Source organism: Burkholderia alba (assembly GCF_034721475.1).
In the GTDB taxonomy this organism is placed as follows: Bacteria; Pseudomonadota; Gammaproteobacteria; order Burkholderiales; family Burkholderiaceae; genus Burkholderia; species Burkholderia alba.
On record NZ_JAWJWL010000005.1, the window covers coordinates 112,970 to 135,028 of the forward strand.

At 67.2% G+C, this 22,059-nt stretch carries 17 protein-coding genes and 1 pseudogene; 7 read left to right on the top strand and 11 right to left on the bottom strand.

Translation table 11 applies throughout. The features are described 5' to 3' along the window. Positions 1-185 precede the first annotated feature (185 nt). The 7 genes from RZR99_RS07110 to RZR99_RS07140 form a co-directional block, all read right to left on the bottom strand. Positions 186-1,652, bottom strand: coding sequence for an OprD family porin (locus tag RZR99_RS07110; protein ID WP_323119040.1), 1,467 nt, complete (start codon positions 1,650-1,652; stop codon positions 186-188). Positions 1,653-1,810: 158 nt separating this feature from the next. Continuing rightward, positions 1,811-2,845, bottom strand: a complete 1,035-nt coding sequence (locus tag RZR99_RS07115; protein ID WP_323119041.1) for an ABC transporter ATP-binding protein — start codon at positions 2,843-2,845, stop codon at positions 1,811-1,813. Continuing rightward, the gene (locus tag RZR99_RS07120; protein WP_323119042.1) at positions 2,842-3,831 is read right to left on the bottom strand and encodes an ABC transporter ATP-binding protein; all 990 of its coding nucleotides are present in this window, start codon (positions 3,829-3,831) and stop codon (positions 2,842-2,844) included. Before RZR99_RS07120 ends, RZR99_RS07115 begins: the two co-directional genes overlap by 4 nt. 1 nt (position 3,832) lies before the next feature. After that, positions 3,833-4,738: an ABC transporter permease gene (locus tag RZR99_RS07125; protein WP_407655413.1), complete on the bottom strand. Its 906-nt coding sequence runs from the start codon at positions 4,736-4,738 to the stop codon at positions 3,833-3,835. Between the two features lie 10 nt (positions 4,739-4,748). Continuing rightward, positions 4,749-5,687, bottom strand: a complete 939-nt coding sequence (locus RZR99_RS07130) for an ABC transporter permease subunit (protein WP_323119043.1) — start codon at positions 5,685-5,687, stop codon at positions 4,749-4,751. Between the two features lie 12 nt (positions 5,688-5,699). Continuing rightward, complete coding sequence (locus RZR99_RS07135; RefSeq protein ID WP_323119044.1) at positions 5,700-7,316, bottom strand: peptide ABC transporter substrate-binding protein; 1,617 nt, start codon at positions 7,314-7,316, stop codon at positions 5,700-5,702. 180 nt (positions 7,317-7,496) lie between these two features. Further along, the gene (locus RZR99_RS07140) at positions 7,497-8,078 is read right to left on the bottom strand and encodes a cupin domain-containing protein (protein ID WP_323119045.1); all 582 of its coding nucleotides are present in this window, start codon (positions 8,076-8,078) and stop codon (positions 7,497-7,499) included. A gap of 696 nt (positions 8,079-8,774) precedes the next feature. On the opposite strand from RZR99_RS07140, the gene RZR99_RS07145 reads away from it, so the two are divergent. Both RZR99_RS07145 and RZR99_RS07150 read left to right on the top strand, forming a co-directional pair. Continuing rightward, on the top strand, positions 8,775-10,280 hold the full coding sequence (locus RZR99_RS07145; protein ID WP_323119046.1) for a peptide MFS transporter: 1,506 nt from the start codon (positions 8,775-8,777) through the stop codon (positions 10,278-10,280). Between the two features lie 108 nt (positions 10,281-10,388). Continuing rightward, positions 10,389-10,595, top strand: a complete 207-nt coding sequence (locus RZR99_RS07150; protein ID WP_323119047.1) for a hypothetical protein — start codon at positions 10,389-10,391, stop codon at positions 10,593-10,595. A gap of 160 nt (positions 10,596-10,755) precedes the next feature. Here RZR99_RS07150 and rarD read toward each other — a convergent pair whose 3' ends face one another. Both rarD and RZR99_RS07160 read right to left on the bottom strand, forming a co-directional pair. Further along, positions 10,756-11,652: an EamA family transporter RarD gene (rarD, locus tag RZR99_RS07155; RefSeq protein ID WP_323119048.1), complete on the bottom strand. Its 897-nt coding sequence runs from the start codon at positions 11,650-11,652 to the stop codon at positions 10,756-10,758. A gap of 2 nt (positions 11,653-11,654) precedes the next feature. After that, entirely contained in the window at positions 11,655-11,951 is a 297-nt protein-coding gene (locus RZR99_RS07160; protein WP_323119049.1) for an acylphosphatase, read from the bottom strand. 151 nt (positions 11,952-12,102) lie between these two features. Between RZR99_RS07160 and hpnA the strand changes: the two genes are divergently transcribed. Further along, complete coding sequence (gene hpnA, locus RZR99_RS07165; protein WP_323119050.1) at positions 12,103-13,113, top strand: hopanoid-associated sugar epimerase; 1,011 nt, start codon at positions 12,103-12,105, stop codon at positions 13,111-13,113. A 125-nt stretch (positions 13,114-13,238) separates the two neighbouring features. After that, on the top strand, positions 13,239-14,249 hold the full coding sequence (locus RZR99_RS07170) for a hypothetical protein (RefSeq protein ID WP_323119051.1): 1,011 nt from the start codon (positions 13,239-13,241) through the stop codon (positions 14,247-14,249). Between the two features lie 64 nt (positions 14,250-14,313). On the opposite strand, the gene RZR99_RS07175 is transcribed toward RZR99_RS07170, so the two are convergent. Next, positions 14,314-15,504: a glycosyltransferase gene (locus RZR99_RS07175; RefSeq protein ID WP_323119052.1), complete on the bottom strand. Its 1,191-nt coding sequence runs from the start codon at positions 15,502-15,504 to the stop codon at positions 14,314-14,316. 341 nt (positions 15,505-15,845) lie between these two features. Between RZR99_RS07175 and ispH the strand changes: the two genes are divergently transcribed. Continuing rightward, positions 15,846-16,787 (top strand): 4-hydroxy-3-methylbut-2-enyl diphosphate reductase, encoded by a 942-nt coding sequence (gene ispH / locus RZR99_RS07180; protein WP_323119053.1) that lies wholly within the window; start codon positions 15,846-15,848, stop codon positions 16,785-16,787. Between the two features lie 12 nt (positions 16,788-16,799). Continuing rightward, positions 16,800-17,960 carry an adenosyl-hopene transferase HpnH gene (hpnH, locus tag RZR99_RS07185; protein ID WP_323119054.1) on the top strand — a complete coding sequence of 387 codons (1,161 nt, stop codon included), beginning with the start codon at positions 16,800-16,802 and terminating at the stop codon, positions 17,958-17,960. Between the two features lie 401 nt (positions 17,961-18,361). Here hpnH and RZR99_RS07190 read toward each other — a convergent pair. Then, positions 18,362-20,599: pseudogene (locus RZR99_RS07190) on the bottom strand (patatin-like phospholipase family protein); the annotation flags it as partial. Between RZR99_RS07190 and RZR99_RS07195 the strand changes: the two are divergent. Further along, positions 20,589-21,845 carry a hypothetical protein gene (locus RZR99_RS07195; RefSeq protein WP_323119210.1) on the top strand — a complete coding sequence of 419 codons (1,257 nt, stop codon included), beginning with the start codon at positions 20,589-20,591 and terminating at the stop codon, positions 21,843-21,845. The pseudogene RZR99_RS07190 and the gene RZR99_RS07195 sit on opposite strands and share 11 nt — an antisense overlap. Positions 21,846-22,059 lie beyond the last annotated feature (214 nt).

A 22,059-nucleotide genomic window follows, 5' to 3' on the forward strand; every position in this document is an offset into this window, starting at 1 on the left:
CGCTTGCCGCTGAACGGCAAGCGGCGGGGAATCGGGCCGGACGACGGCCCGCCCGTCAGACAACGCCCCCAATCGATCAAGCGGAATGCGCGCGGACCGGCGCGGCGCGATACGCCTTTCGCAGTCCGGACGGATCGGCCCGCGAAGCGGCGGCGCGAGCGCGCCGCCGTACGCTCATGCGCCGTTCAGAACACCTTGACCGGCACGTTCACGACCAGCCGGTATTCCTGGTTGCCGCTGTCCGAGTAGTGCGTCGATCCGAAGTGCCACATCGCGATGAACGTGATCTTCGTGTCCTTGAACTTGCCGCCCTGGATCGTGTACGACGGGATGAAGCCGAACTCGTGGTGGCGGCCCTGCACGGGCGCGCCGTCCTTCCAGTAGATCCCCGAGCGGCTCGGATCGAGCGCCGCTCCGGCCGACCCGTCCGCGCCCCAGCCCGTGACGCCCCACACCATCGCCTTGAAGCCCGGCAGCCCCGCGTCCTTGCCGTAGAACGTGTAGCGCAGCTGCAGCGACTTTTCGTGCGGCGCGTTGTAGTCGACGTCCATCGAGTTGACGAGGAAGATGCCGTTCGTTTCGTTCAGGTAGTCGAAGAACTGGTCGCCGAGAATCTGCTGATAGCCGAGCAGCAGCTCGTGCGGCCCGTGCTGCGCGGCGAGCGACAGGCTGTACGCGTTGTTGTCGATCTTGCCCTGGCGCGCGTCGCCCGTGTCGTGCGTCGAATAGACGTTGCCGAAGCCCGTCCACTTGATCGATTGCGGCGAGCCGTAGCTCTGCTTCACCGATGCGTAGTACTGGCGCCAGACGTCGTCGGCCTGATCCGCGTACAGCGACAGCGAGCCGGTCGGCGAGTAGTCCCAGGTGCCGCCGACATAGGTCAGGCGATCGACCCGCGTGCCGCCGTACTGCGTCGTCAGGTTGGTGAGCGTCGTGCGGCCGCGCGCGTCCGTTTTCGTGAAGCTCCCGCCTTCGAGCATCACGTTCTTGAATTCGTTGCTGACGATCGTCGCGCCGAGGAAGGTCGGCGGAAGCGCACGGTTGTCGTGCTGCTCCATGAACGGATTGTCGACGGCCTGCAGACCGTACTTGACCACCGTGTTGGAAATGCGCGCCTTCACGTCGTAGATGCCGGGGTAGGCCCAAGCGAGCTGGTTCGATCCGCCGCCGCCCTTCGCGACGTGGACCATGTTGCCCGCGCCCGCGCCGCCGTCGAGCTTCAGCGCCGCATAGACCGACGCGTCGACGCCGAAGCCGATCAGGCCCGCCGTATAGCCCGATTCGAAGTTCGCCATCACGCCCTGGATCCACGCGTGGCGATGCGGCCCGCCCTTCGCGTCGAGCGCGTCCGAATAATTCCGGAACAACAAGTCGAGATGGCTGTCGGCGATGAAGCCGTTCGACTGCGACTGTTTCGACGGCGGTTCCGCGGGGACGACCTGCTGATTCGCTTCTGCGTTGACGAGCGCGTTCGGCGTGGTCGCCTGCTGCGCGAGCGCGGCTGCGCCAGGCGCCGGCGCCGCCTGCGCGACCTGAACCGGCGGGTCGTCCGCCCACGCGGTTCCGGTCAGGGACAAGCCGGCGAGCGCCGGCAGCCCCCACGCAAACAGCACCGCCCTCGATGCCACCTTCATCGATTGATTTGTTTTCATCACGATTCTCTTTTTATATAGACCACCAGGTAGCCGGCCGCGATCGGCGGCCGGCCACACCCCACGACGCGTCCCGGCATGCGAACGCGCCTTCCCAAACGGCGCGAAGATCTTTCGCGCCGCCCACACCCCTGTTGACCTGCCTTATGTTTGTTGTCTCAGCGCGCTCCCGCTCGGATGCAAGCGACGCTCGCCGGCGATCCGCCGCGCATCTCCGGGCGCGGCGTTTCGTGCGAACAGGCATCGATCGCATCGGGGCAGCGCGTACGAAACGCGCAGCCCGACGGCGGATTCAGCGGCGAAGGCATCTCGCCGGATAACAGCAACGACCGCCGCGCGCGTTCGCGCGCCGGATCCGGAACCGGCGCCGCCGCAAGCAGCGCCCGCGTATACGGGTGCTGCGGCACGCCGTACACGTCGCGCCGCGTGCCGAACTCCATCACGCGGCCGAGATACATGACGAGCACACGCTGGCTGATGGCCTTCACCACCGCCAGGTCGTGCGCTACGAAGAGATAGGAGAGCGACAGCTCCCGCTGCAGATCGCGCAGCAGATTGACGATCTGCGCCTGGATCGATACGTCGAGCGCCGACACCGGCTCGTCGCAGATCACGAGGCGCGGCTCGCCGATCAAGGCCCGCGCAATGCCGATCCGCTGGCACTGTCCGCCCGAGAATTCGTGCGGATAGCGCAGCAGATGATGGGCGTTGAGCCCGACCCGCTCAAGCATCGTCCGCACGCGCAGACGAATCTCGTCGCGGCCGATGCCCGGCTGATGCGTGACGAGCGGCTCCGCCACCACCTGCTCGATCGTCATGCGCGGATCGAGCGACGCGAGCGGATCCTGGAAGATCATCTGCATTTCGCGGCGCATCGTCCGCGCATCGCGGCGCGAACTGCTCACCTTCGTTTCGCCGCGCCACTGCACGCTGCCTGCCGTCACCGGCGCCAGCCCGATCAGCGCGCGCGCGAGCGTCGACTTGCCGCAGCCCGATTCGCCGACCAGGCCGACCGTCTCCCCGCGCCGCACGTCGAACGACACCCCGTCGACTGCCCGCAGCGTGCCCTTGCGCGACCACGGATAGCCGCCCATCGGCACCCGGAAGTGCACCTTCAGATCCCGCACCGACAGCAGCACGTCGGCATCCGGCACGTCGGACGAAGAGGATGAAACGAGATCGGTCGTGCTCATCGCAGACCTCCGGTGATTTCCGCAACGGGCCGATGGCAGGCGCGCACCGCGCCCGCTTCCGAATAGCGCGCCAGCTCGGGACGATCCGTGCGGCAGTGCTCCGACGCGTAGGTGCAGCGCTTCGCGAACGCGCAGCCGTGGGCGGTGTGGCCCGGCATCGGCGGATTGCCGGGAATCGCGATCAGCGGCGCGTCGTCCGGGCCGTCGAGCCGCGGCAAGGCGTTCAGCAGGCCCACCGTGTACGGATGCGACGGCGCGGCGAAGATCGCCTCGGCGCTCGCATATTCGACGGTGCGGCCCGCGTACATCACCATCACGTCGTCGGCGAGACCCGCGACCACGCCCATGTCGTGCGTGATCAGCACGATCGACGTGCCGTGTTCCCGGTTCAGTTCGCGCAGCAGCTCGATGATCTGCGCCTGCACGGTCACGTCGAGCGCGGTGGTCGGCTCGTCGGCGATCAGGATCTCCGGCTCGGACAGCAGCGCCATCGCGATCATCACGCGCTGGCGCATGCCGCCCGAGAACTCGTGCGGATACATCCGGATGCGCCGCGCGGCGTCGGGGATCCGCACCGTGTCGAGCGCCGCGATCGCGCGCTTGATCGCCGCCTTGCGCGACAGCTTCTGATGCAGCTGCAGGCTTTCCGTCATCTGCCGTTCGATCGTCAGGAACGGATTCAGCGACGTCATCGGATCCTGGAAGATCATGCCGATCCGGTTGCCGCGCACCGCGTTGAGCGCGCGCGTGTTCATCGCCAGCAGGTTGTCGCCGTGAAAACGCGCTTCGCCCGTGGTCGAGCCGTTGCCGGCGAGCAGCCCCAGCATCGCCATCACGGTCTGACTCTTGCCCGATCCGGATTCGCCGACGATGCCGAGCGTCTTGCCCGCCTCGAGCTTGAACGACACGCCGGAAACCGCGTCGACCGGCGCGCCTTCCCTGCGGGTGAAGCGCACGCCGAGATTGTTGACTTCGAGTAGTGCCATGTCAGCGATCCTTCGGGTCCAGCGCATCCCGCAGGCCGTCGCCCACGAAGTTCACGCAATACAGCGTCACGCACAGCAGGATCGCGGGCGCGAGCAGCAGCCACGGCATCGCATCGAGCTTCTGCGCGCCGTCCTGAATCAGCACGCCCCAGCTCGTCATCGGTTCCTGCACGCCCAGCCCGAGAAACGACAGCACCGATTCGGTCAGGATGATGCCGGGCACGCTGACGGTCGCATACACCACCACCACGCCCAGCAGGTTCGGCACGATGTGGCGCCGCACGATCGCCGTGGGCGTCACGCCGATCGCGCGCGCCGCGTCGACGAATTCCCGGGTGCGCAGCGACAGCGTCTGGCCGCGCACCACGCGCGCCATGTCCAGCCACGAGAACGCGCTGATGGTCAGCACCACGAGCATGAACGAGCGCCCGAACAGCGTCATCATCAGGATCGCGATCAGCAGGTACGGAATCGCGTACATCATGTCGACGATGCGCATCATCACGGAGTCGGTGCGGCCGCCCGCGAAGCCCGCGGCCGCGCCCCAGGCCACGCCGAACAGCCCCGACACCAGCGTGCCGAGCACGCCGACTTCGAGCGATACGCGCCCGCCGACCAGCGTGCGCACCAGCAGGTCGCGGCCCAGTTCGTCGGTGCCGAACCAGTGCATGTTCGCCAGCGTGGGGGCCAGGCTGATGGACGACCAGTCGCTCGCGGTCGGGTCGTTCGGCAGCACCATCGGCCCGAACACGCACGCGATCGCGATGACGGCCAGGATCCCGAGACTCAGCATCGCGGCGCCGTTGCGCACGAAACGCTGCGCGGCCAGCTCGAGCGGCGTGCGCGAGCGCGGCGGCGCGTCGGTCGGCTCGGGCAGGTCGACGGAAGGCGTGGAAGCAGGCAGCATGTGTGCCTCCTCAATAACGGATGCGCGGATCGAGCCACGCATACGCGAGGTCGACCAGCAGATTGAACAGCACCGCGAACACGGTCGTGAGCACGACCAGGCCGAGCACCAGCGTGTAGTCGCGGTTGATCGCGCCGTTGACGACCAGCTGGCCGAGGCCCGGCAGCGCGAACACCGATTCGGTGACGACGGCCGCCGTGATCGACGAAATGCACACGGAGCCGAACAGCGACACCACCGGCATCAGCGCCGGCTTGAGCGCATGGCGCATCACGATCGTGCTGCCCGGCAGGCCTTTCGCGCGGGCGGTGCGGATGTAGTTGCTCGACAGCGTCTCGATCATCGAGCCGCGCATCACGCGGGCCAGCAGCGATACGTTGATCAGCGTCAGCAGCAGGATCGGCAGCACGCGGTAGCGCCAGCCGCCCTCGCCCCAGCCGCCGGCGGGCAGCCAGCCGTTGCCTTCGCTCGTCTTGAGCAGGATCGCGAAGATCAGCACCAGCACCGGACCCAGCACGAACGGCGGGATCACGTTGCCGAAGTTGCCGATCAGCATCACGATGCGGTCGACGAAACTGTCGCGCCGCACCGCCGCCACCGTACCGAGCAGCACGCCCAGCCCGATCGAGATCGGAATCGACACGCCGCCCACGCCGAGGCTGACCGGCAGCGCCTTGCGCACGAGATCGTTGACCGACCAGTCGACGTACCGGTACGACGGCCCCAGATCGCCGTGCAGCAGCGCGTTCAGGTACAGCAGGTACTGCTTCCACAGCGGCTCGTCGAGGTGGTACTTCGCGTTCAGGTTCGCGAGCGTCGCGGCGGACAGCTGCTTCTCGCTGTCGAACGGCCCGCCCGGCGTGAAGTGCAGCAGCAGATAGCAGACGGTGATGACCGCGAGAATCGTCGGAATCGCCCAGAGCGTGCGCCGCAGTGCGTAGGCCAGCATGATGCGCTCCGCTCAGTGCTTGATCAGATACATGTCTTGCGACGCGCGCATGTCGATGAAGTTCTTGAGCGAGTAGCCGCCCACGTACGATTTCACCAGACGATCCGCCGAGTACTGGAACAGCGGCAGCATCGGGTAGTCGTTCATCGCCAGATCGTGCGCCTGCGTGAGCAGCGCGGTGCGTTCCTTTTCGTCCAGCTTGCGGTTGCCCTCGTCGACCAGCGCGTCCACCTTCGGATTGCAGTAGCCGACCGTGTTCTGCGCGCTGCCGCAGCGGATCAGATCGAAGAAGGTCATCGCGTCGTTGTAGTCGGCGAACCAGCCGTCGCGCGCCATCTGCACCTTGCCGTCATGACGCAGCTTCATCAGCACCTTGAACTCGACGTTCTCGAGCTTCGCCGTCACGCCGAGCTTGGTGCGCCACTCCGAGACCGAGAACAGCGCGACCTTCTTGTGCAGATCGTTGGTGTTGTAGGTCAGCGTGAAGGTCAACGGGTTGGCGTCGCTGTAGCCGGCCTGTTTCAGCAGGTTCTTCGCATAGTCGACGCGCTTGGCCATCGGCCACGACGCCCAGTCCGGCTTGAACGGCGCCGCGCCCTTGATGCCGTTCGGCATCAGGCCGTACATCGGCACCTCGCCCGCCTGCGTGAGCTTCGACGTCAGGATGTCGCGATCCAGCACCATCGCGAGCGCCTGGCGCACCCGCTTGTCCTTGAACGCGGGATCGCTGTTCTTCATGTAGTAGTAGTACGCCGCGAGCTGCAGGCCCTGGCGCAGCTCCGGGCCGAACTGCTTGTTGACCTGGTTGAACACGCCGGCGGGGATCGAGTACGTGTAGTCGATCTGGCCCGACTGATACATCCGCATCGCCGTCTCGTCGCTCTCGATCGGCAGGTACGTCACGTTCTTGACGACGACGTTGCGCGCATTCCAGTACTTGTCGTTCTTCGTGATCAGGATGCGATTGTTCGGCTGCCAGTCGACCAGCGAATACGCGCCGTTGGTAACGATGTTCTTGGGGCGCGTCCACGCATCGCCGAACTTCGCCACGGCATCCTTGTTGACCGGCGCGAGCGGCACCATCGCCGTCAGCTCGGGGAAGTACGACACCGGCACTTCGGTCGTCACTTCGACCGTATACGGATCCACCGCCCGCACGGCGAGCGCCGAAGGCGGCTGTTTGCCGGCGATGATCGCCTTCGCATTCTTGATAAACTCGACCAGGATCGTGTACTTCGACCCCGTTTTCGGATCGACGACGCGCTGCCACGCGTACACGAAATCGGCGGCCGTCACCGGCTGGCCGTTGGTCCACTTCGCGTCGTGGCGCAGCTTGAAGACCCACGTGTCCGGCGCCTTGTGCTCCCACGACTGCGCCACGCCCGGCACCACCTGCCCGTCCGCCCCGATACGCGCCAGCCCCTCGAACAGGTCGAGACCGATCGTGTTACCGGTCCACGATTCGATGTGCGCCGGATCGAGCGACTCGATCTCGGCGGGCACCTGTCGCGTGAGGTCCTGTTGCGCGGCAAGCGCGACGTTCGGCGGGACGGTCACGGCAAATGCGGAGGGGATCGCCGCGAAGGCGAGCGTGGCCAGCACGGCCGCGGTGGCATGCGTAAATTTCATCGTGTGCAGTTGGCTGAGGTAAGGGGGAGAGCGGGCGTAGCATGATGCCGGCGCCCGGCGCTGGGAACGCTTACAGCTGTAGAGAAAGAGGTGGCCCTTGGTGCTGATGTCTCATTTTCGTACTCCTTACGTTCCTTTCGGCGGGCCTCTCATTCGAAAACATGAGGGAATACCCGATCCTTAGAACAGCCTCGGTGTTCCGACCCAGACCACCACCGACTCGATCTTCGCGGTGTTGACCCAGCTGTGCGGAACCGTCGACTGGTAATGCGCGCTGTCGCCGGCATGCAGGGTGAAGGTCTTGCCCTCGAGCGTCAGCGACACCTCCCCGTCGATCACATACAGGAATTCCTCTCCCGCATGCGTGGTGACTTCCGAGCGTTTCTGCCCGGGCGGCAGCCGCACGAGAATCGCCTCGAGCTGGCGCCCTTCCGGCACGTTGGTCAGGCGCGCGAACAGGTTCGCCGAATCGGCGAAGCTGAAGAAGCGTAACTGATCCCCGCGGCAAACCGAGCGCTCTTCGCTGGGCGTCTCGACGAAATACTGCACCGTGACGCCCAGCGCATGCGCGATGCCGGCCAGCGACGTGATGGACGGCGACGCGAGCCCGCGCTCGACTTGCGATAAAAACGGTTTGGAAATACCCGCGACTGTGGCGGTCTCGTCGAGCGTGCGCTTCAATCGCTGTCGCAACGCCCGAATCTTGCCCCCAAGTGCCGCTGCCGCATTTGCGGGCCGCGTATTTTCAGTGGAAGGAACCATAGCAGGCCGAAATCTGATCGTCAAAAATTGTTTGATGGAAAATAACTAAGTTTGATAGATATGGCTTAGTCTTCGTCTTTTTGAGGGGCGTCATTGACGTTCGATCCACGCGCAAACCGATGCATCATAGTGGGGACGACCCGCTATCTTGCCAGACTCAAAACCTTCACAGGCATGCACGGTGTGGGTTTGAGGGTTTTGGTGGGACTCGATGACGACAAGCTTTCAACCGCCTATTGATATGAATATTGTCGACAACGTTCATCAATTCGGGGATTACCCTGAGTGACGATTTGACCACCCGCCGCGAAAATCGCGGCCGTTCGGCGGATCGCAACAATCTTGGGATCCGTTCCCGTTTTACAAGCTCGAGCGCGCGGCTGACCGCGGCGCGCGACGGCTTCCAGCGCGCCGCTATCCGGCGCCGTCGGCAGTTGCACTGAAATGATCGTTCTCGTTCGTCCGGCGCCTGTTGCGCGCCCCTGCTTCGGCACCGCCGCGCCGGCCTCGCCGCGCGCGCCACTGCGCTTCCGTACCAACGCCGACCCACCCCACCGCTAGCGGCGGCCTCCGCCCGCCCGTTCACGCGCCCGTCTCGCGACGCCCCGGCAGCCTTGCGCCGTTGCGCCGTCCGACGCACCCTTCACGGCCTGTCGCGTCGATTCGCGACAGCGTTGCCGTTTCAACCTGAGGTACATGATGGATACACGTGTCTCGCAGACACGATCGTTTACGACGGTCTTCCTGATCGAAATGTGGGAACGTTTCGGTTATTACGGGATGGCGGCCCTGCTCGTCCTGTTCATGGTCAACCAGCTCGGCTTCACCGACAGCCACGCGAACCTGACCTGGGGCGCCTTCACCGCGCTCGTCTATGCGTCGCCGTCGATCGGCGGCTGGATCGGCGACAAGGTGCTCGGCACCCGTCGCACGATGATCGCCGGCGCGGTCGTGCTGTGCGCAGGTTACCTGATGCTGGCGGTGCCGAACGAGCACCTGGCCTATATGTATGCGTCGCTCGGCGTGATCGTGGTCGGCAACGGGCTCTTCAAGGCCAATGCGGCGAACCTCGTGCGCCGCATCTACGAAGGCGACGACAGCCGGATCGACAGCGCGTTCACGATCTACTACATGGCCGTCAACATCGGCTCGACCGTGTCGATGCTCGCCACGCCGTGGATCAAGGATCATTGGGGCTGGCACGCGGCGTTCGCGGTCTGCTGCGGCGGCATGCTGCTCGCGATCCTGAATTTCGTGCTGATGCACCGCACGCTCGCGCACATCGGCTCGCCGCCCGATGCCGAGCCGGTCCGCTGGCGCCGGCTGCTCGCCGTCGTCGCGGGCGGCGTCGCGCTGGGGCTGATCACGATGTACGTGCTCGAGCACAAGGCGCTCGCGGTGGCGACGGTGTGGACGGCCGCGTTCGCGATCCTCGCGATCTTCGCGTACATGATCGCGAAATCCGACCGCTCCGAGCGCGCGGGCCTGATCGCCGCGCTGGTGCTGATCGCGCAGGTGATCCTGTTCTTCATCTTCTACGTGCAGATGTCGACGTCGCTCACGCTGTTCGCGCTGCGCAACGTCGATCCGCGCTTCATTCTGTTCGGCACGACGCTGTTCACGTGGAGCGCCGCGCAATTCCAGGCGCTCAATCCGATCTGGATCATGCTGCTGAGCCCGGTGCTGGTGCTGCTCTACAACCGCCTCGCGAAAGCCGGTCACGACATTCCGGTCGCGGTGAAATACGCGGTCGGGTTCGGCTCGGTGGCGATCGGCTACCTGGTGTTCTCGATCAGCGGCCGTTTCGCGGTGGACGGGCGCGTGTCGTCGTGGTTCATGGTGTGGGGCTACGGCCTCTACTCGCTCGGCGAGCTGCTCGTGAGCGGCCTCGGACTCGCGATGATCGCGCGCTACGTGCCGGCCCGCATGAGCGGCTTCATGATGGGCGCGTACTTCGTCGCGACGGGCGTATCCCAATATCTGGGCAGCGTGGTCGCGAACTTCGCGCAGATGCCGTCGCACGATCTGCCCGCGACCGCGTCGCTGCCGCTCTACATCCGGCTCTTCACGGGCCTCGGCTGGCTCGCCGCGGGCGGCATGGCGATCTCGCTGCTGCTGCTGCCGCTGATGCGCAAGCTGTCGCGCGAACATCATCGCTGCGTGAACGAGCAACGCGACACGCAAGCCGCCGCGACTCAGTGAAATCCCTCGGCGCGTGATCTGCGCGCCACATTCCCCTGTCAATTGTGCGCGTCCGACCTACACTGAAGAAACCCCTTCGGGTTGGACGGCGCTGGCAGGGAGACTTCGATGAAGAACCGGACGACGCGGCTGTTGCGCATTCTGTCGGACATCCGGCATGCGCAGCGATGCACGGCGCTACGCGCCGCCGCTGCCGCGGCCGAAGCGGACGCGGTGCTCGCCGAGCCCGCGGAACGCGATCCGGACGAGGACGAGGCAGTGCGGCTCGACGATGCCGCGCTGACCGTCCGCTCCCGTATCGGCTCACCTCACTAGCCGCATCCGCTTCCCGTTTTTCCCGCGCTTCATCCAGCGCATCTCTCCGGTCGACGGCAACACGCCTTTCCGCGCAGCGGGCCGGCTTTTGCCGGCGGATCCCTCTGCCGTATCGCGCATCGCTTCATCCGCTGCCCGGGCATGCGGCCCGCGCGCGCCGTCAGCCCGCCCGCCGCTCCCGCATCAGCCATGCGCCGTGCCACGCGGTCAACGCGACCGCGATCCAGATCGGCCCGTAGGTCGCGAGCTGTCCCGGCGACAGCGCCTCTCCCAGAAACAGCACCGCCACCAGCACGAGCAGCACCGGCTCGACATAGCCGAGGATGCCGAACAGCGTCATCGGCAGCAGCCGGCTCGCCTTCAGGTAGCTCGCGAGCGCGAGGGTGCTGAGCAAGCCCAGGCCCGGCAGCAGCAGCCAGAGCGCCGGCCGCGCTGCGATGGGCGTCGCGCTCGCCGCGAGCGTCGCCGCGGCTACCGGCAACAGCAGCAGCATCTCGATCGCGAACACCGCGAGCGAATCGGCATGGATCCGGCGGCGCAGCATGAAGTAAGGGGGATAGCCGAGCGCGACGACGAGCGTCGGCCACGCGAACGCGCGGGTCGCCCACACTTCATGCGCGACGCCGGCGGCCGCGCACGCGACCGCGAGCCATTGCAGCCCGCTCAGGTGTTCGCGGTAATGGAAACGCCCGACCAGCACCATGGTCAGCGGCAGCAGGAAATAGCCGAGCGACACGTCGAGCATCCGGCCGTGCAGCGGCGCCCACAGGAAAAGCCACAGCTGCACACCGAGCAGCGCCGCGCTGACCGTCAGCGCCAGCGCGAGCCGCCGGTCCGCGCAGGCCCGCCGGCCGAGCGCGGCCAGTTCGGGCCAGCCGCCGCGCAGCGCGACGAGCGCGAGCGCGCACGGCACCGTCCAGACCACCCGCCACGCGAAGATGTCGAGGCCCGTGAGCGGCGCGAGCAGCTTCGCATACGCGGACATCAGCGCGAACAGCGCAGACGCGCTCACCGACAGCGCGATGCCGCGCCCCGCGCCGCCGCGATCGGTCGCCATGTTCAGTGCTGCTGGAAGCGCTCGAAACGCTTGTCGGTCGCCCGCTCCTCGAACGTGACTTCGGTCACGCGCGCCGCCGGCGGCCCATGCCGCAGCCAGGCGAGCATCCGGTCGACCTGCGGCCCCGGGCCCTGGATCATCGCCTCGACCGTGCCGTCCTCGAGATTGGCGACCCAGCCGCGCAGCCGCAGCGCATGCGCCTCGCGCACCGTCGCATGCCGGAAGCCGACGCCCTGCACCGTGCCGCGCACCTTGACGTAATACGTCTCGATCCGTTCATCCAGATCGTTGCCGCTCATCGCCATCCCCTGTCCCGATATCGTCCAAGCCCGGCATTGTAGTCGCGCCGCGCGAACGGCGTGAGGCGGCCGCCTCCGGACAAACACGTACAATCTCGCACGACGCACAACCCGCCGCGCCGCGAACCGCCGCGCGGCCAAGAGGACAGGCATGACTGATACACCCCGCGATCTCGTTCTGGTCACCGGCGCATCCGGTTTCGTCGGCTCCGCCGTCGCGCGCATCGCGCAGGAAAAAGGCTATGCGGTGCGCGTGCTGGTGCGCGCGACGAGCCCCCGCACCAACGTCGCGGGCCTCGATGCCGAGATCGTCACGGGCGACATGCGCGACGAGGCGTCGATGCGCCAGGCACTGCGCGGCGTGCGCTATCTGCTGCACGTGGCGGCCGACTACCGGCTGTGGGCGCCCGACCCGCTCGAGATCGAGCGCGCGAACCTCGAGGGCGCGGTCGCGACGATGCGCGCGGCGCTCGCCGAAGGCGTCGAGCGGATCGTCTACACCAGCAGCGTCGCGACGCTGAAGGTCACCGATTCCGGCCGCTCCGCCGACGAAACCTCGCCGCTCGCGGCCAACCAGGCGATCGGCGTCTACAAGCGCAGCAAGGTGCTCGCGGAGCGCGCGGTCGAGAAGATGATCGCCGAGGACGGCCTGCCCGCCGTGATCGTCAACCCGTCGACGCCGATCGGCCCGCGCGACGTGAAGCCCACGCCGACCGGCCGCATCATCGTCGAGGCGGCGACCGGCAAGATTCCCGCGTTCGTCGACACCGGCCTGAACCTGGTGCACGTCGACGATGTCGCGAACGGCCACTTCCTCGCGCTCGACCACGGCCGGATCGGCGAGCGCTACATCCTCGGCGGCGAGAACCTGCCGCTGCAGGCCATGCTCGCCGACATCGCGCGACTGACCGAGCGCAAGCCGCCGACGCTCGCGCTGCCGCGCTGGCCGCTGTATCCGCTCGCGCTCGGCGCGGAAATGGCCGCGAAGGTGACGAAGCGCGAACCGTTCATCACGGTCGACGGTCTCAAGATGTCGAAGAACAAGATGTACTTCACGTCGGCGAAGGCGGAGCGCGAGCTGGGCTACCGTGCGCGCCCCTACCGCGAAGGGCTCGAGGACGCGCTTGCGTGGTTCCGCGGCGCAGGCTACCTGAACGCCTGACGCGGCCCGCCGGCACGCTCCGCACGCCCGTGCGGCGGGCGCGCCGAGCACTTTGTTACACGCCGCTCCCGGACCTGCCGATCCGCAGCGGGTAAAATCCCGGGTCTTACGTAGAGATATTCCGCATGAACCTGAACGATCAGATCGATGCGCTCGATGGCGGCATCGATCAGCTCATCCATACGGCGCGGACGATCGCCCGCGCCGCGCAGTCCACCGACGCAGACGCCCGCCCGGCGCCGGCCGCCGACCGGGCCGATCGGGCCGCGCACGACCGCGCGGCGGCCGAAGCCGCCGCAACCCGGGCCGCGGCCGACAAAGCCGCCGCCGAAGCGCTCGCCGAGCAGGCCGGCGCGGTCCAGGCCGCGGCCGAGGCCGCCGCCGCGCAAGCGGTGACCGACAAGGCCGCCGCGCAGGCGCTCGCCACGCAGGCCGCTCGCGACCGTACCGCCGCCGAAGCCGCCGCCGCGCAGGCCGCGGCCGATCGCTCGGCCGCCGAAGTGCTTGCCGCGCAGACAGCCGGCGAGCGCCACGCCGCGACGGACACCCAAGCGCACCTGGCCGCGGCCGACCGCGCAGCCGCCGACATGCTCGCCGCACAAGCCGCGGCCGACAAGGCCGCCGCTCAAGCGCTCGCGGCCCAGGCCGCCGCCGACCGCGCAGCCGCCGAAGCCGCCGCCTCCCAGGCTGCGGCCGACAAGGCCGCGGCCGAATCGCTCGCTCGACAGGCCGCCGCCGATCTCGACGCCGCGCATCACGCCGCCGCGCGGCAGCCCGCCGAGCCGCCGGCCGGCGAACAAGCCGCCGATGCCCGGCCGACGCTGCAGGTCGCGCGCCCGTCGCAGGACGAAATCACGGTGACGATCGACGGACGGACGGTGTCGCTGCACCCTGTCCAGCTGAGCCAGTTGATCGAGGAGTTGTCGCACGCCCGCGCGTCGATGACGATCGAACAGCCGACCGGCGTGCCGCCGGGCTGGCGTTTCGTATCGACGCGGAATCCGATGATGGTGGTCCAGAAGCAGCCGAACGGCGACCGCCTGCTGATCGCGCGGCATACGGGCTACGGCTGGGTGCCGTTCACGCTCTCGCCCGACGCCGCGATCCAGCTCTACATGATGCTCACCCAGAAGTGAGCGGGCCGGGCGGCGCAGCGCGCGCCGCCCTCGCGATGCGGCGTCGCGCCGCGTCGGCCCGGGTTCAGCGGTCCTGCACCGGCGCCTGCACGCGCGCCTTCCATTGCCCGCCCTTGCCCCGCCAGTAGCGCACGGCCGACGCGAACGTCGCGCCCACGTAGAACAGCGCGACGAGCGGCAGCGCCAGCGCCCACAGCGGCGAACGGCGGTAATAGCTCAGCATCGGCGCATAGGCGGTGCACATCGACGCCCACGCGAGCCATGCCGGCCACGCGCGCGCGCCGTAGACGAGCGCGGCGACGGGCGGCAGCAGGTAGATGATCGCCATCCCGAACAGCGTACCGGCCAGCAGCAGCGGCGAATAGTGCAGCTGCGTGAAAGCGGTGCGCGCGATCATGTTCCAGATGTCTCGCCAGCTGTCGTAGGGCCGCAGCGACACGCTGCGTTCCGCGAGATCGAGGCGGATCGGATGGCGGCCTTCGCCGCGGTGCTTGATCTGCGCGGCGAGGCTGCAGTCGTCGATCAGCGCGCCGCGAATCGATTCGATCCCGCCCGCCTCCTCGAGCGCCGCGCGGCGGACCAGCATGCAGCCGCCCGCCGCGCCCGCCGTGCGGCGGCGCGGATTGTTGACCCACGAGAACGGGTACAGCTTCGCGAAGAAGAACACGAACGCCGGGATCAGCGCCTTCTCCCAGAACGAATCGCAGCGCAGCCGCACCATCAGCGACACCAGATCGCGCTGCTCGGCCTGCGCCCGCGTCACGAGCTGCGTGACGGCGTCCGGCGGATGGCCGATATCGGCGTCGGTCAACAGCAGGTAGTCGGCGGGCAGCCCGTGCGTGCGCACGGCGGCGATCCCCTGCGATTGCGCCCAGACCTTGCCCGACCAGCCGGCCGGCAGCGGCTGCGCGGCCAGCACCGTCAGGCGCTCGGCGCGGCCCAGCGCGAGCGCCGCCGCGCGGGCCGCATCGGCCGTGCCGTCGGTGCTGTGGTCGTCGACCACGATCAGGTGGAACGCGCCGGGATAGCCCTGCTCGAGCAGCGATGTGACCGCTTCCGCGATCACGTCGGCCTCGTTGCGGGCCGGCACCACCGCCACCACGGCGGGCCAGCCTTCCCGCACCGCCGCGCCGCGCGCGTCGGGCGACAGGCGCCCCGCCGGGCGGGCGCGCCAGAAGCCGCCGCGGGCGAACAGCAGCACCAGCCAGATAATCAGGGACAGACAAGACAGCAAAAACACGACAACCAGCGTCATACGCCGCCCTCCATGGCCGCCGGCGCGGCCGGGACCTTCTCGAAACGATCGACTTCCATCAACCCCGCCTTCGGATGCGCGCGGCGCCGGACGGCCGCGCGAACGGTTGCAAAACCGCCTAGTTTACTGGGTTCCCCGCCGGTCGGCGCCGGAGCCGGGGATTGCGCCAATTGCAACATCGTCAGGAACGGTAAAGCACGAGGAAGCCGATAGGGTTAAAATGCGCGATTAATTCGGGGTGCCGGGTCAGTTCCCGCATTCATAACATCTAAGTTGGGGCGATCGGGCCGGCCTTTGCGGCTCTCTCGAACCCCGCGTCAGTCGTCGGAGTTCGCCCAAATATGCGAGTCATCCTTGCCCAGCCCCGTGGCTTTTGTGCGGGGGTTGTCCGTGCGATCGAGATCGTCGATCGGGCGTTACAGCAGCACGGCGCGCCGGTTTATGTGCGGCATGAAATTGTCCACAACCGGCACGTGGTCGAAAACCTGAGAAATAAAGGGGCACGATTCGTCGAGGAGCTCGACGAAGTGCCGCACGGCGCCGTCGCGATTTTCAGCGCGCACGGCGTCGCGCAGACGGTCGAGCGGGATGCCGAGGCACGTGGCCTCGACGTCCTCGACGCCACGTGCCCGCTCGTCACGAAAGTGCACGTGCAGGGGCGTCAATACGTGGCCGCGGGCCGCCGGCTGATCCTGATCGGCCACGCGGGCCATCCGGAGGTCGAAGGCACGATCGGCCAGATTCCGGGCGAGGTGATCCTCGTCCAGAGCGAGACCGAGGTCGAGGGGCTGACGTTGCCCGTCGACACCCCCGTCGCGTACGTGACGCAGACCACGCTGTCGGTCGACGACACGCGTGGCATCATCGAAGCGCTGATGCGCAAGTTCACCGACATCATCGGTCCGGACACGCGCGACATCTGCTACGCGACGCAAAACCGCCAGGCGGCGGTGCGCGAGCTGAGCGAGCAGGTGGATGTTCTGCTGGTGGTCGGCGCGACGAACAGTTCCAACTCGAACCGGCTGCGCGAGATCGGCACCGAAAGCGGCGTCCCGAGCTATCTCGTCGCCGACGGCTCCGAGATCCGCGCGGAATGGTTCGCGAACGCGACGACGGTCGGCCTGACGGCCGGCGCGTCGGCGCCGGAAGAAATGGTTGAGGATGTCATCGGCGCGCTCCGCGCGCTGGGCCCCGTCGACGTCATCACGATGGCGGGCCGGGAAGAAAAAGTCGAATTCAAGTTGCCGGCGAAGCTGTTGCAAGCTGTCGCCCGCGAAGTTTAAGGAGGACATCTCTTGTCTATTCCGCTGCTCCAGCAAGCCCGCGTCGGCGCATACATCATGCGCCAACACCTGTCCGGCAATAAACGCTACCCGCTCGCGCTGATGCTCGAGCCGCTGTTCCGCTGCAACCTCGCCTGCAACGGCTGCGGCAAGATCGATTATCCGGACCCCATCCTGAACCAGCGCCTGTCCGTCGAGGAATGCCTGCAGGCGGTCGACGAATGCGGCGCGCCCGTCGTCTCGATCGCGGGCGGCGAACCGCTCCTGCATAAGGAAATGCCGGAGATCGTGAAGGGCATCATGAAGCGCAAGAAGTTCGTGTACCTGTGCACGAACGCGCTGCTGATGGAAAAGAAGATGGACGACTACGCGCCGAGCCCGTACTTCGTCTGGTCGGTCCACCTGGACGGCGACCAGCAGGCGCACGATCACTCGGTATCGCAGGAAGGCGTGTACGACAAGGCCGTCGCGGCCATCAAGGAAGCGAAGCGCCGCGGCTTCCGCGTCAACATCAACTGCACGCTGTTCAACGATGCTGTGCCCGAGCGCGTCGCGAAGTTCTTCGACACGCTCAAGCCGATCGGCGTCGACGGCATCACCGTGTCGCCGGGCTACGCGTATGAGCGCGCGCCGGATCAGCAGCACTTCCTGAACCGCGACAAGACCAAGAACCTGTTCCGCGAAATCCTGAAGCGCGGCGAAGGCGGCAAGCGCTGGTCGTTCAGCCAGTCGTCGCTGTTCCTCGACTTCCTGGCCGGCAACCAGACCTACAAGTGCACGCCGTGGGGCAACCCCGCGCGCACGGTGTTCGGCTGGCAGAAGCCGTGCTACCTGGTCGGCGAAGGTTATGTGAAGACCTTCAAGGAACTGATGGAAGACACCAACTGGGACAACTACGGCGTCGGCAACTACGAGAAGTGCGCGGACTGCATGGTCCACTGCGGCTTCGAGGCCACCGCCGTGATGGACACCGTCGCGCATCCGCTGAAGGCGCTGCGCGTCAGCCTGGGCGGGATCAAGACCACCGGCCAGTTCGCGCCGGATATCCCGATCGACAACCAGCGTCCCGCCGAGTACGTGTTCTCGCGCCACGTCGAGATCAAGCTCGACGAGATCCAGCGCGCGGGCAAGGGCAAGCTGCAAAAGGCGGCCAAGCCGGCAGCGGCGGCCTGAGCCGGTTGACGGGCGGTGCGCCGGCACCGCCTCGCTGTGTAAGAAAGGCGCTACGGACCCAGTCCGTGGCGCCTTTTGTATTTTGTGGGAAGTCGCGCGGCGGCGCTGAGTGCGTGGCCGCAGCCTGATGCGGCCGGTCGGCGTCCGAACGGCCCGCCGGAGGACAACGAGAGACTGGCCTCGCGACCGACGACGCGCCGCGCGTCGTGCGCGCATCGGCCCTGCGTCGCGTCGGTCACACTCCGCCTTCCGCGCACCGGCACGTCACCGCCTCGACCTCGCCACCTCGCCGACCGGATTCGATCACGCTCGCATTCATCCGCTTCGGACAGCGGGTTCTTCATCCCCCAACGCCCGACGCCGGGTGCCCGAGACGAAATTTCCCGCCATCCCCGCCGCCGTCAATACGTGCGCCCAAGCTGGAAGTACAGGTTGCGGCGGCCGCCCGGCGCGAGCGCGACACCGATATACAGCGGCCCGAACGATGTCGTGAGGCTGGTGAAGAGCGTATAGCTCTGCTTGAGCGCGCCGCCGCCCACCCGGACACTGTCGGACCAGACGTTGCCGACTTCCGCGCTCGCGCCAAGGTACAGCGCCTTGATCGGCGACGCATTGAACGTCATCAACTGGTTCATGTAGGTGATCTGCCCGTAGACGAGCGCATCGCCGTTCAACTGGTCGGCCGCATAGGCGGCCAGATGCTGGAAGCCACCCAGCGTGAAGTCGAACGCGTTGAAGATGGTGCGTCCGCCGAAGCTCTTGCCGGCCTCCACGCCGGCGCTGAAGCTGTGCCGCCCGAACTGCTGAGCGATCATCGCCTTGCCGCGCGCCGTGGTGTACGGCGTGCGGTCGATGTCGGGATCGTCCACACCGGTATCACGCGTGCTCGTGGCCAGCGACCGTTCAACCTGGAACTCCGTGTAATAGCCCTTGCGCGGGAACAGGTGATCGTCGAGCTGATCGATCACCAGTCGCGCGCGGACACTCAGCGCCTGCGAGGAAAGACTCGGAAGCGACGTCGTGAGGATATTGTTCAGATCGCTACCCACCTCGTCAATCGGACTCTGGTAATTGGGCGAGCCCGTTCCACGCGTATAGGCGAGCCCGATACGGAAATCGCCGAGGCGCCCGATCGGCACGCCGAAATCGATACCCGCCCGCTGTGTCAGCAAACGGTATTGATTCTGCTTGTTTTCCCCGCTCTCGTCGTAGAGATTCGCGTAGCGCCGCTCGGCTTCCACGTAAGGCGCGATGTACAAGCCGACCTTGTCGGACAGCGGCTGGCGCAGTTCGAGGTGTCCGGACTGCAGATCGCTGCCGAGCGTGGTGTCGGCGCGGAACTCGAGCCCCGATTGCGTGAGCCACGGCCGCCGGTAGCCGACGTGCAGGCGGAAGCCGCCTTCGTCGCTCGAACTGCTCGACATGCCGAGGCCGAACAGCAGGAAGTTCGGCCCCCAGTATTTCTCGCGCGCATCGATCACGAGCGTGTGCGCGTCGCCATCGCTGACCACCTGCTGCGTGACGCTCTCGAAGTTGCCGCTCGTCGTCAACGCGAGCAGATCCTGGCTCACCGCCTGCGGATCGTAGACGTCGCCCGGCCGAACGTGCAGTGCGTTGCTGACGATTTTTTTCGGCACCGGCCCGTTCATCCGGATGTCGATCGACGTGATATGCAGCGGCTGAGGCGGCGGCTCGGTATGAGACGCGCGGTACGCGGCGTACTGTTCGGGCGTCAGCGCATACTGCTCGAGCTTCGGCAGTGCGGCGGTGGCCGCCGCCGCGCCGGCTTCGATCGCCTGGCTGGCGGTCTGGAAATCCGTGAAGCTCAGCGAACCGAGCGCCGGCTGGAGCAGCACGTCGCGCGACGTAAGCTGCTTGCGCTGGCTCGACACGTTCTGCCGGATCAGAATGCCGATCATCTGCTGCATCACGTCGGCGGGCGACGCGAGCGCGTTGAGCGGCCTCAGTTGCGAACCGATGTCCACGGCGATGACGACGTTCGCGCCCATCGCGCGCGCGGTGTCGACCGGCAGGTTGGAGACGAGGCCGCCGTCCACCAGCGTGCGGCCGTCGATTTCGGCCGGCGCGAACAGGCCCGGCAGCGCCATGCTCGCGTGAATCGCGAGCGGCAGCGAACCGTGGTCGAGCACGACCATCTGGCCGGTCTGCAGGTCGGTGGCGATCGCGCGGTACGGGATCGGCAACTGGTCGAACGGCTGGTTGGTCGGCACGGCGGCCGTCCAGCTCGCCAGCAGCGCCTGCAGGCGGTTGCCCTGCACGAGTCCGGCGGGCGCCTTGAAGCCCTTCGAGCCGAAGCCGATCGTCAAGCCGGTCGCATACAGCTGCTCATCCTCGCGCCGAGTCTGCGGAAGGTCGGCGCGGTCGGTCACGTCGAACGCGATGTCGGCAAGGTTCACGTGCGACAGCTTCCTTTCCATCTCCTCCGCCGTCATCCCGCTCGCGTAGAGGCCGCCGACGACCGCGCCCATGCTGGTGGCGGCGATGCAGTCGATCGGAATGCGATGTGCTTCGAGCACCTTCAGCACGCCAAGGTGGGCGTAGCCACGCGCGCCGCCGCCCGACAGCACCAGGCCGATCGACGGCCGTCCGCCCGGGCCACCGTCCGCCGTGCAGGACGGGCTCGGCGCGGACGGCGCCTGGCCGGATGTGCCGGATGTGCCGGATACGCCGGATACGCCGGATACGCCGGATACGCCGGATACGCCGGATACGCCGGATACGCCGGATACGCCGGATACGCCGGATACGCCGGATACGCCGGATACGCCGGATACGCCGGATACGCCGGATACGCCGGATACGCCGGATACGCCGGATACGCCGGATACGCCGGATACGCCGGATACGCCGGATACGCCGGATACGCCGGATACGCCGGATACGCCGGATACGCCGGATACGCCGGATACGCCGGATACGCCGGATACGCCGGATACGCCGGATACGCCGGATACGCCGGATACGCCGGATACGCCGGATACGCCGGATACGCCGGATACGCCGGATACGCCGGATACGCCGGATACGCCGGATACGCCGGATACGCCGGATACGCCGGATACGCCGGATACGCCGGATACGCCGGATACGCCGGATACGCCGGATACGCCGGATACGCCGGATACGCCGGATACGCCGGATACGCCGGATACGCCGGATACGCCGGATACGCCGGATACGCCGGATACGCCGGATACGCCGGATACGCCGGATACGCCGGATACGCCGGATACGCCGGATACGCCGGATACGCCGGATACGCCGGATACGCCGGATACGCCGGATACGCCGGATACGCCGGATACGCCGGATACGCCGGATACGCCGGATACGCCGGATACGCCGGATACGCCGGATACGCCGGATACGCCGGATACGCCGGATACGCCGGATACGCCGGATACGCCGGATACGCCGGATACGCCGGATACGCCGGATACGCCGGATACGCCGGATACGCCGGATACGCCGGATACGCCGGATACGCCGGATACGCCGGATACGCCGGATACGCCGGATACGCCGGATACGCCGGATACGCCGGATACGCCGGATACGCCGGATACGCCGGATACGCCGGATACGCCGGATACGCCGGATACGCCGGATACGCCGGATACGCCGGATACGCCGGGTACGCCGGGTACGCCGGGTACGCCGGGTACGCCGGGTACGCCGGGTACGCCGGGTACGCCGGATACGCCGGATACGCCGGATACGCCGGATACGCCGGACGAGCGGGCCGCTGCCGCAGCAGCGGATGCCGGTGCGGCGTGGGCGGCGAGATCGGCCGCCCGCGCGGATACGGATTGCCATGCCGCGACGGCGCAGAAGAGCATTGCGGCAACGCGCGCGCCAACGTGAAAACCGGGACGACCGGAAAAGGTGAGCACCTTCATGTTCATTGCTTGATTGGATTGAGGCGTCAGACAGCAGGCAGGCCTGCCGCAAAGGTAGGAGAGTAAAGCCTTTTCAAGGCGCCACGACAGCCGGATGCGCACGCTCCGGTCGCCTGGCGGACCGACGCAGCCCGAGCCTCGCTCCGCGTCGACTCAAGCGACCCGTCCCGGTCGGCATC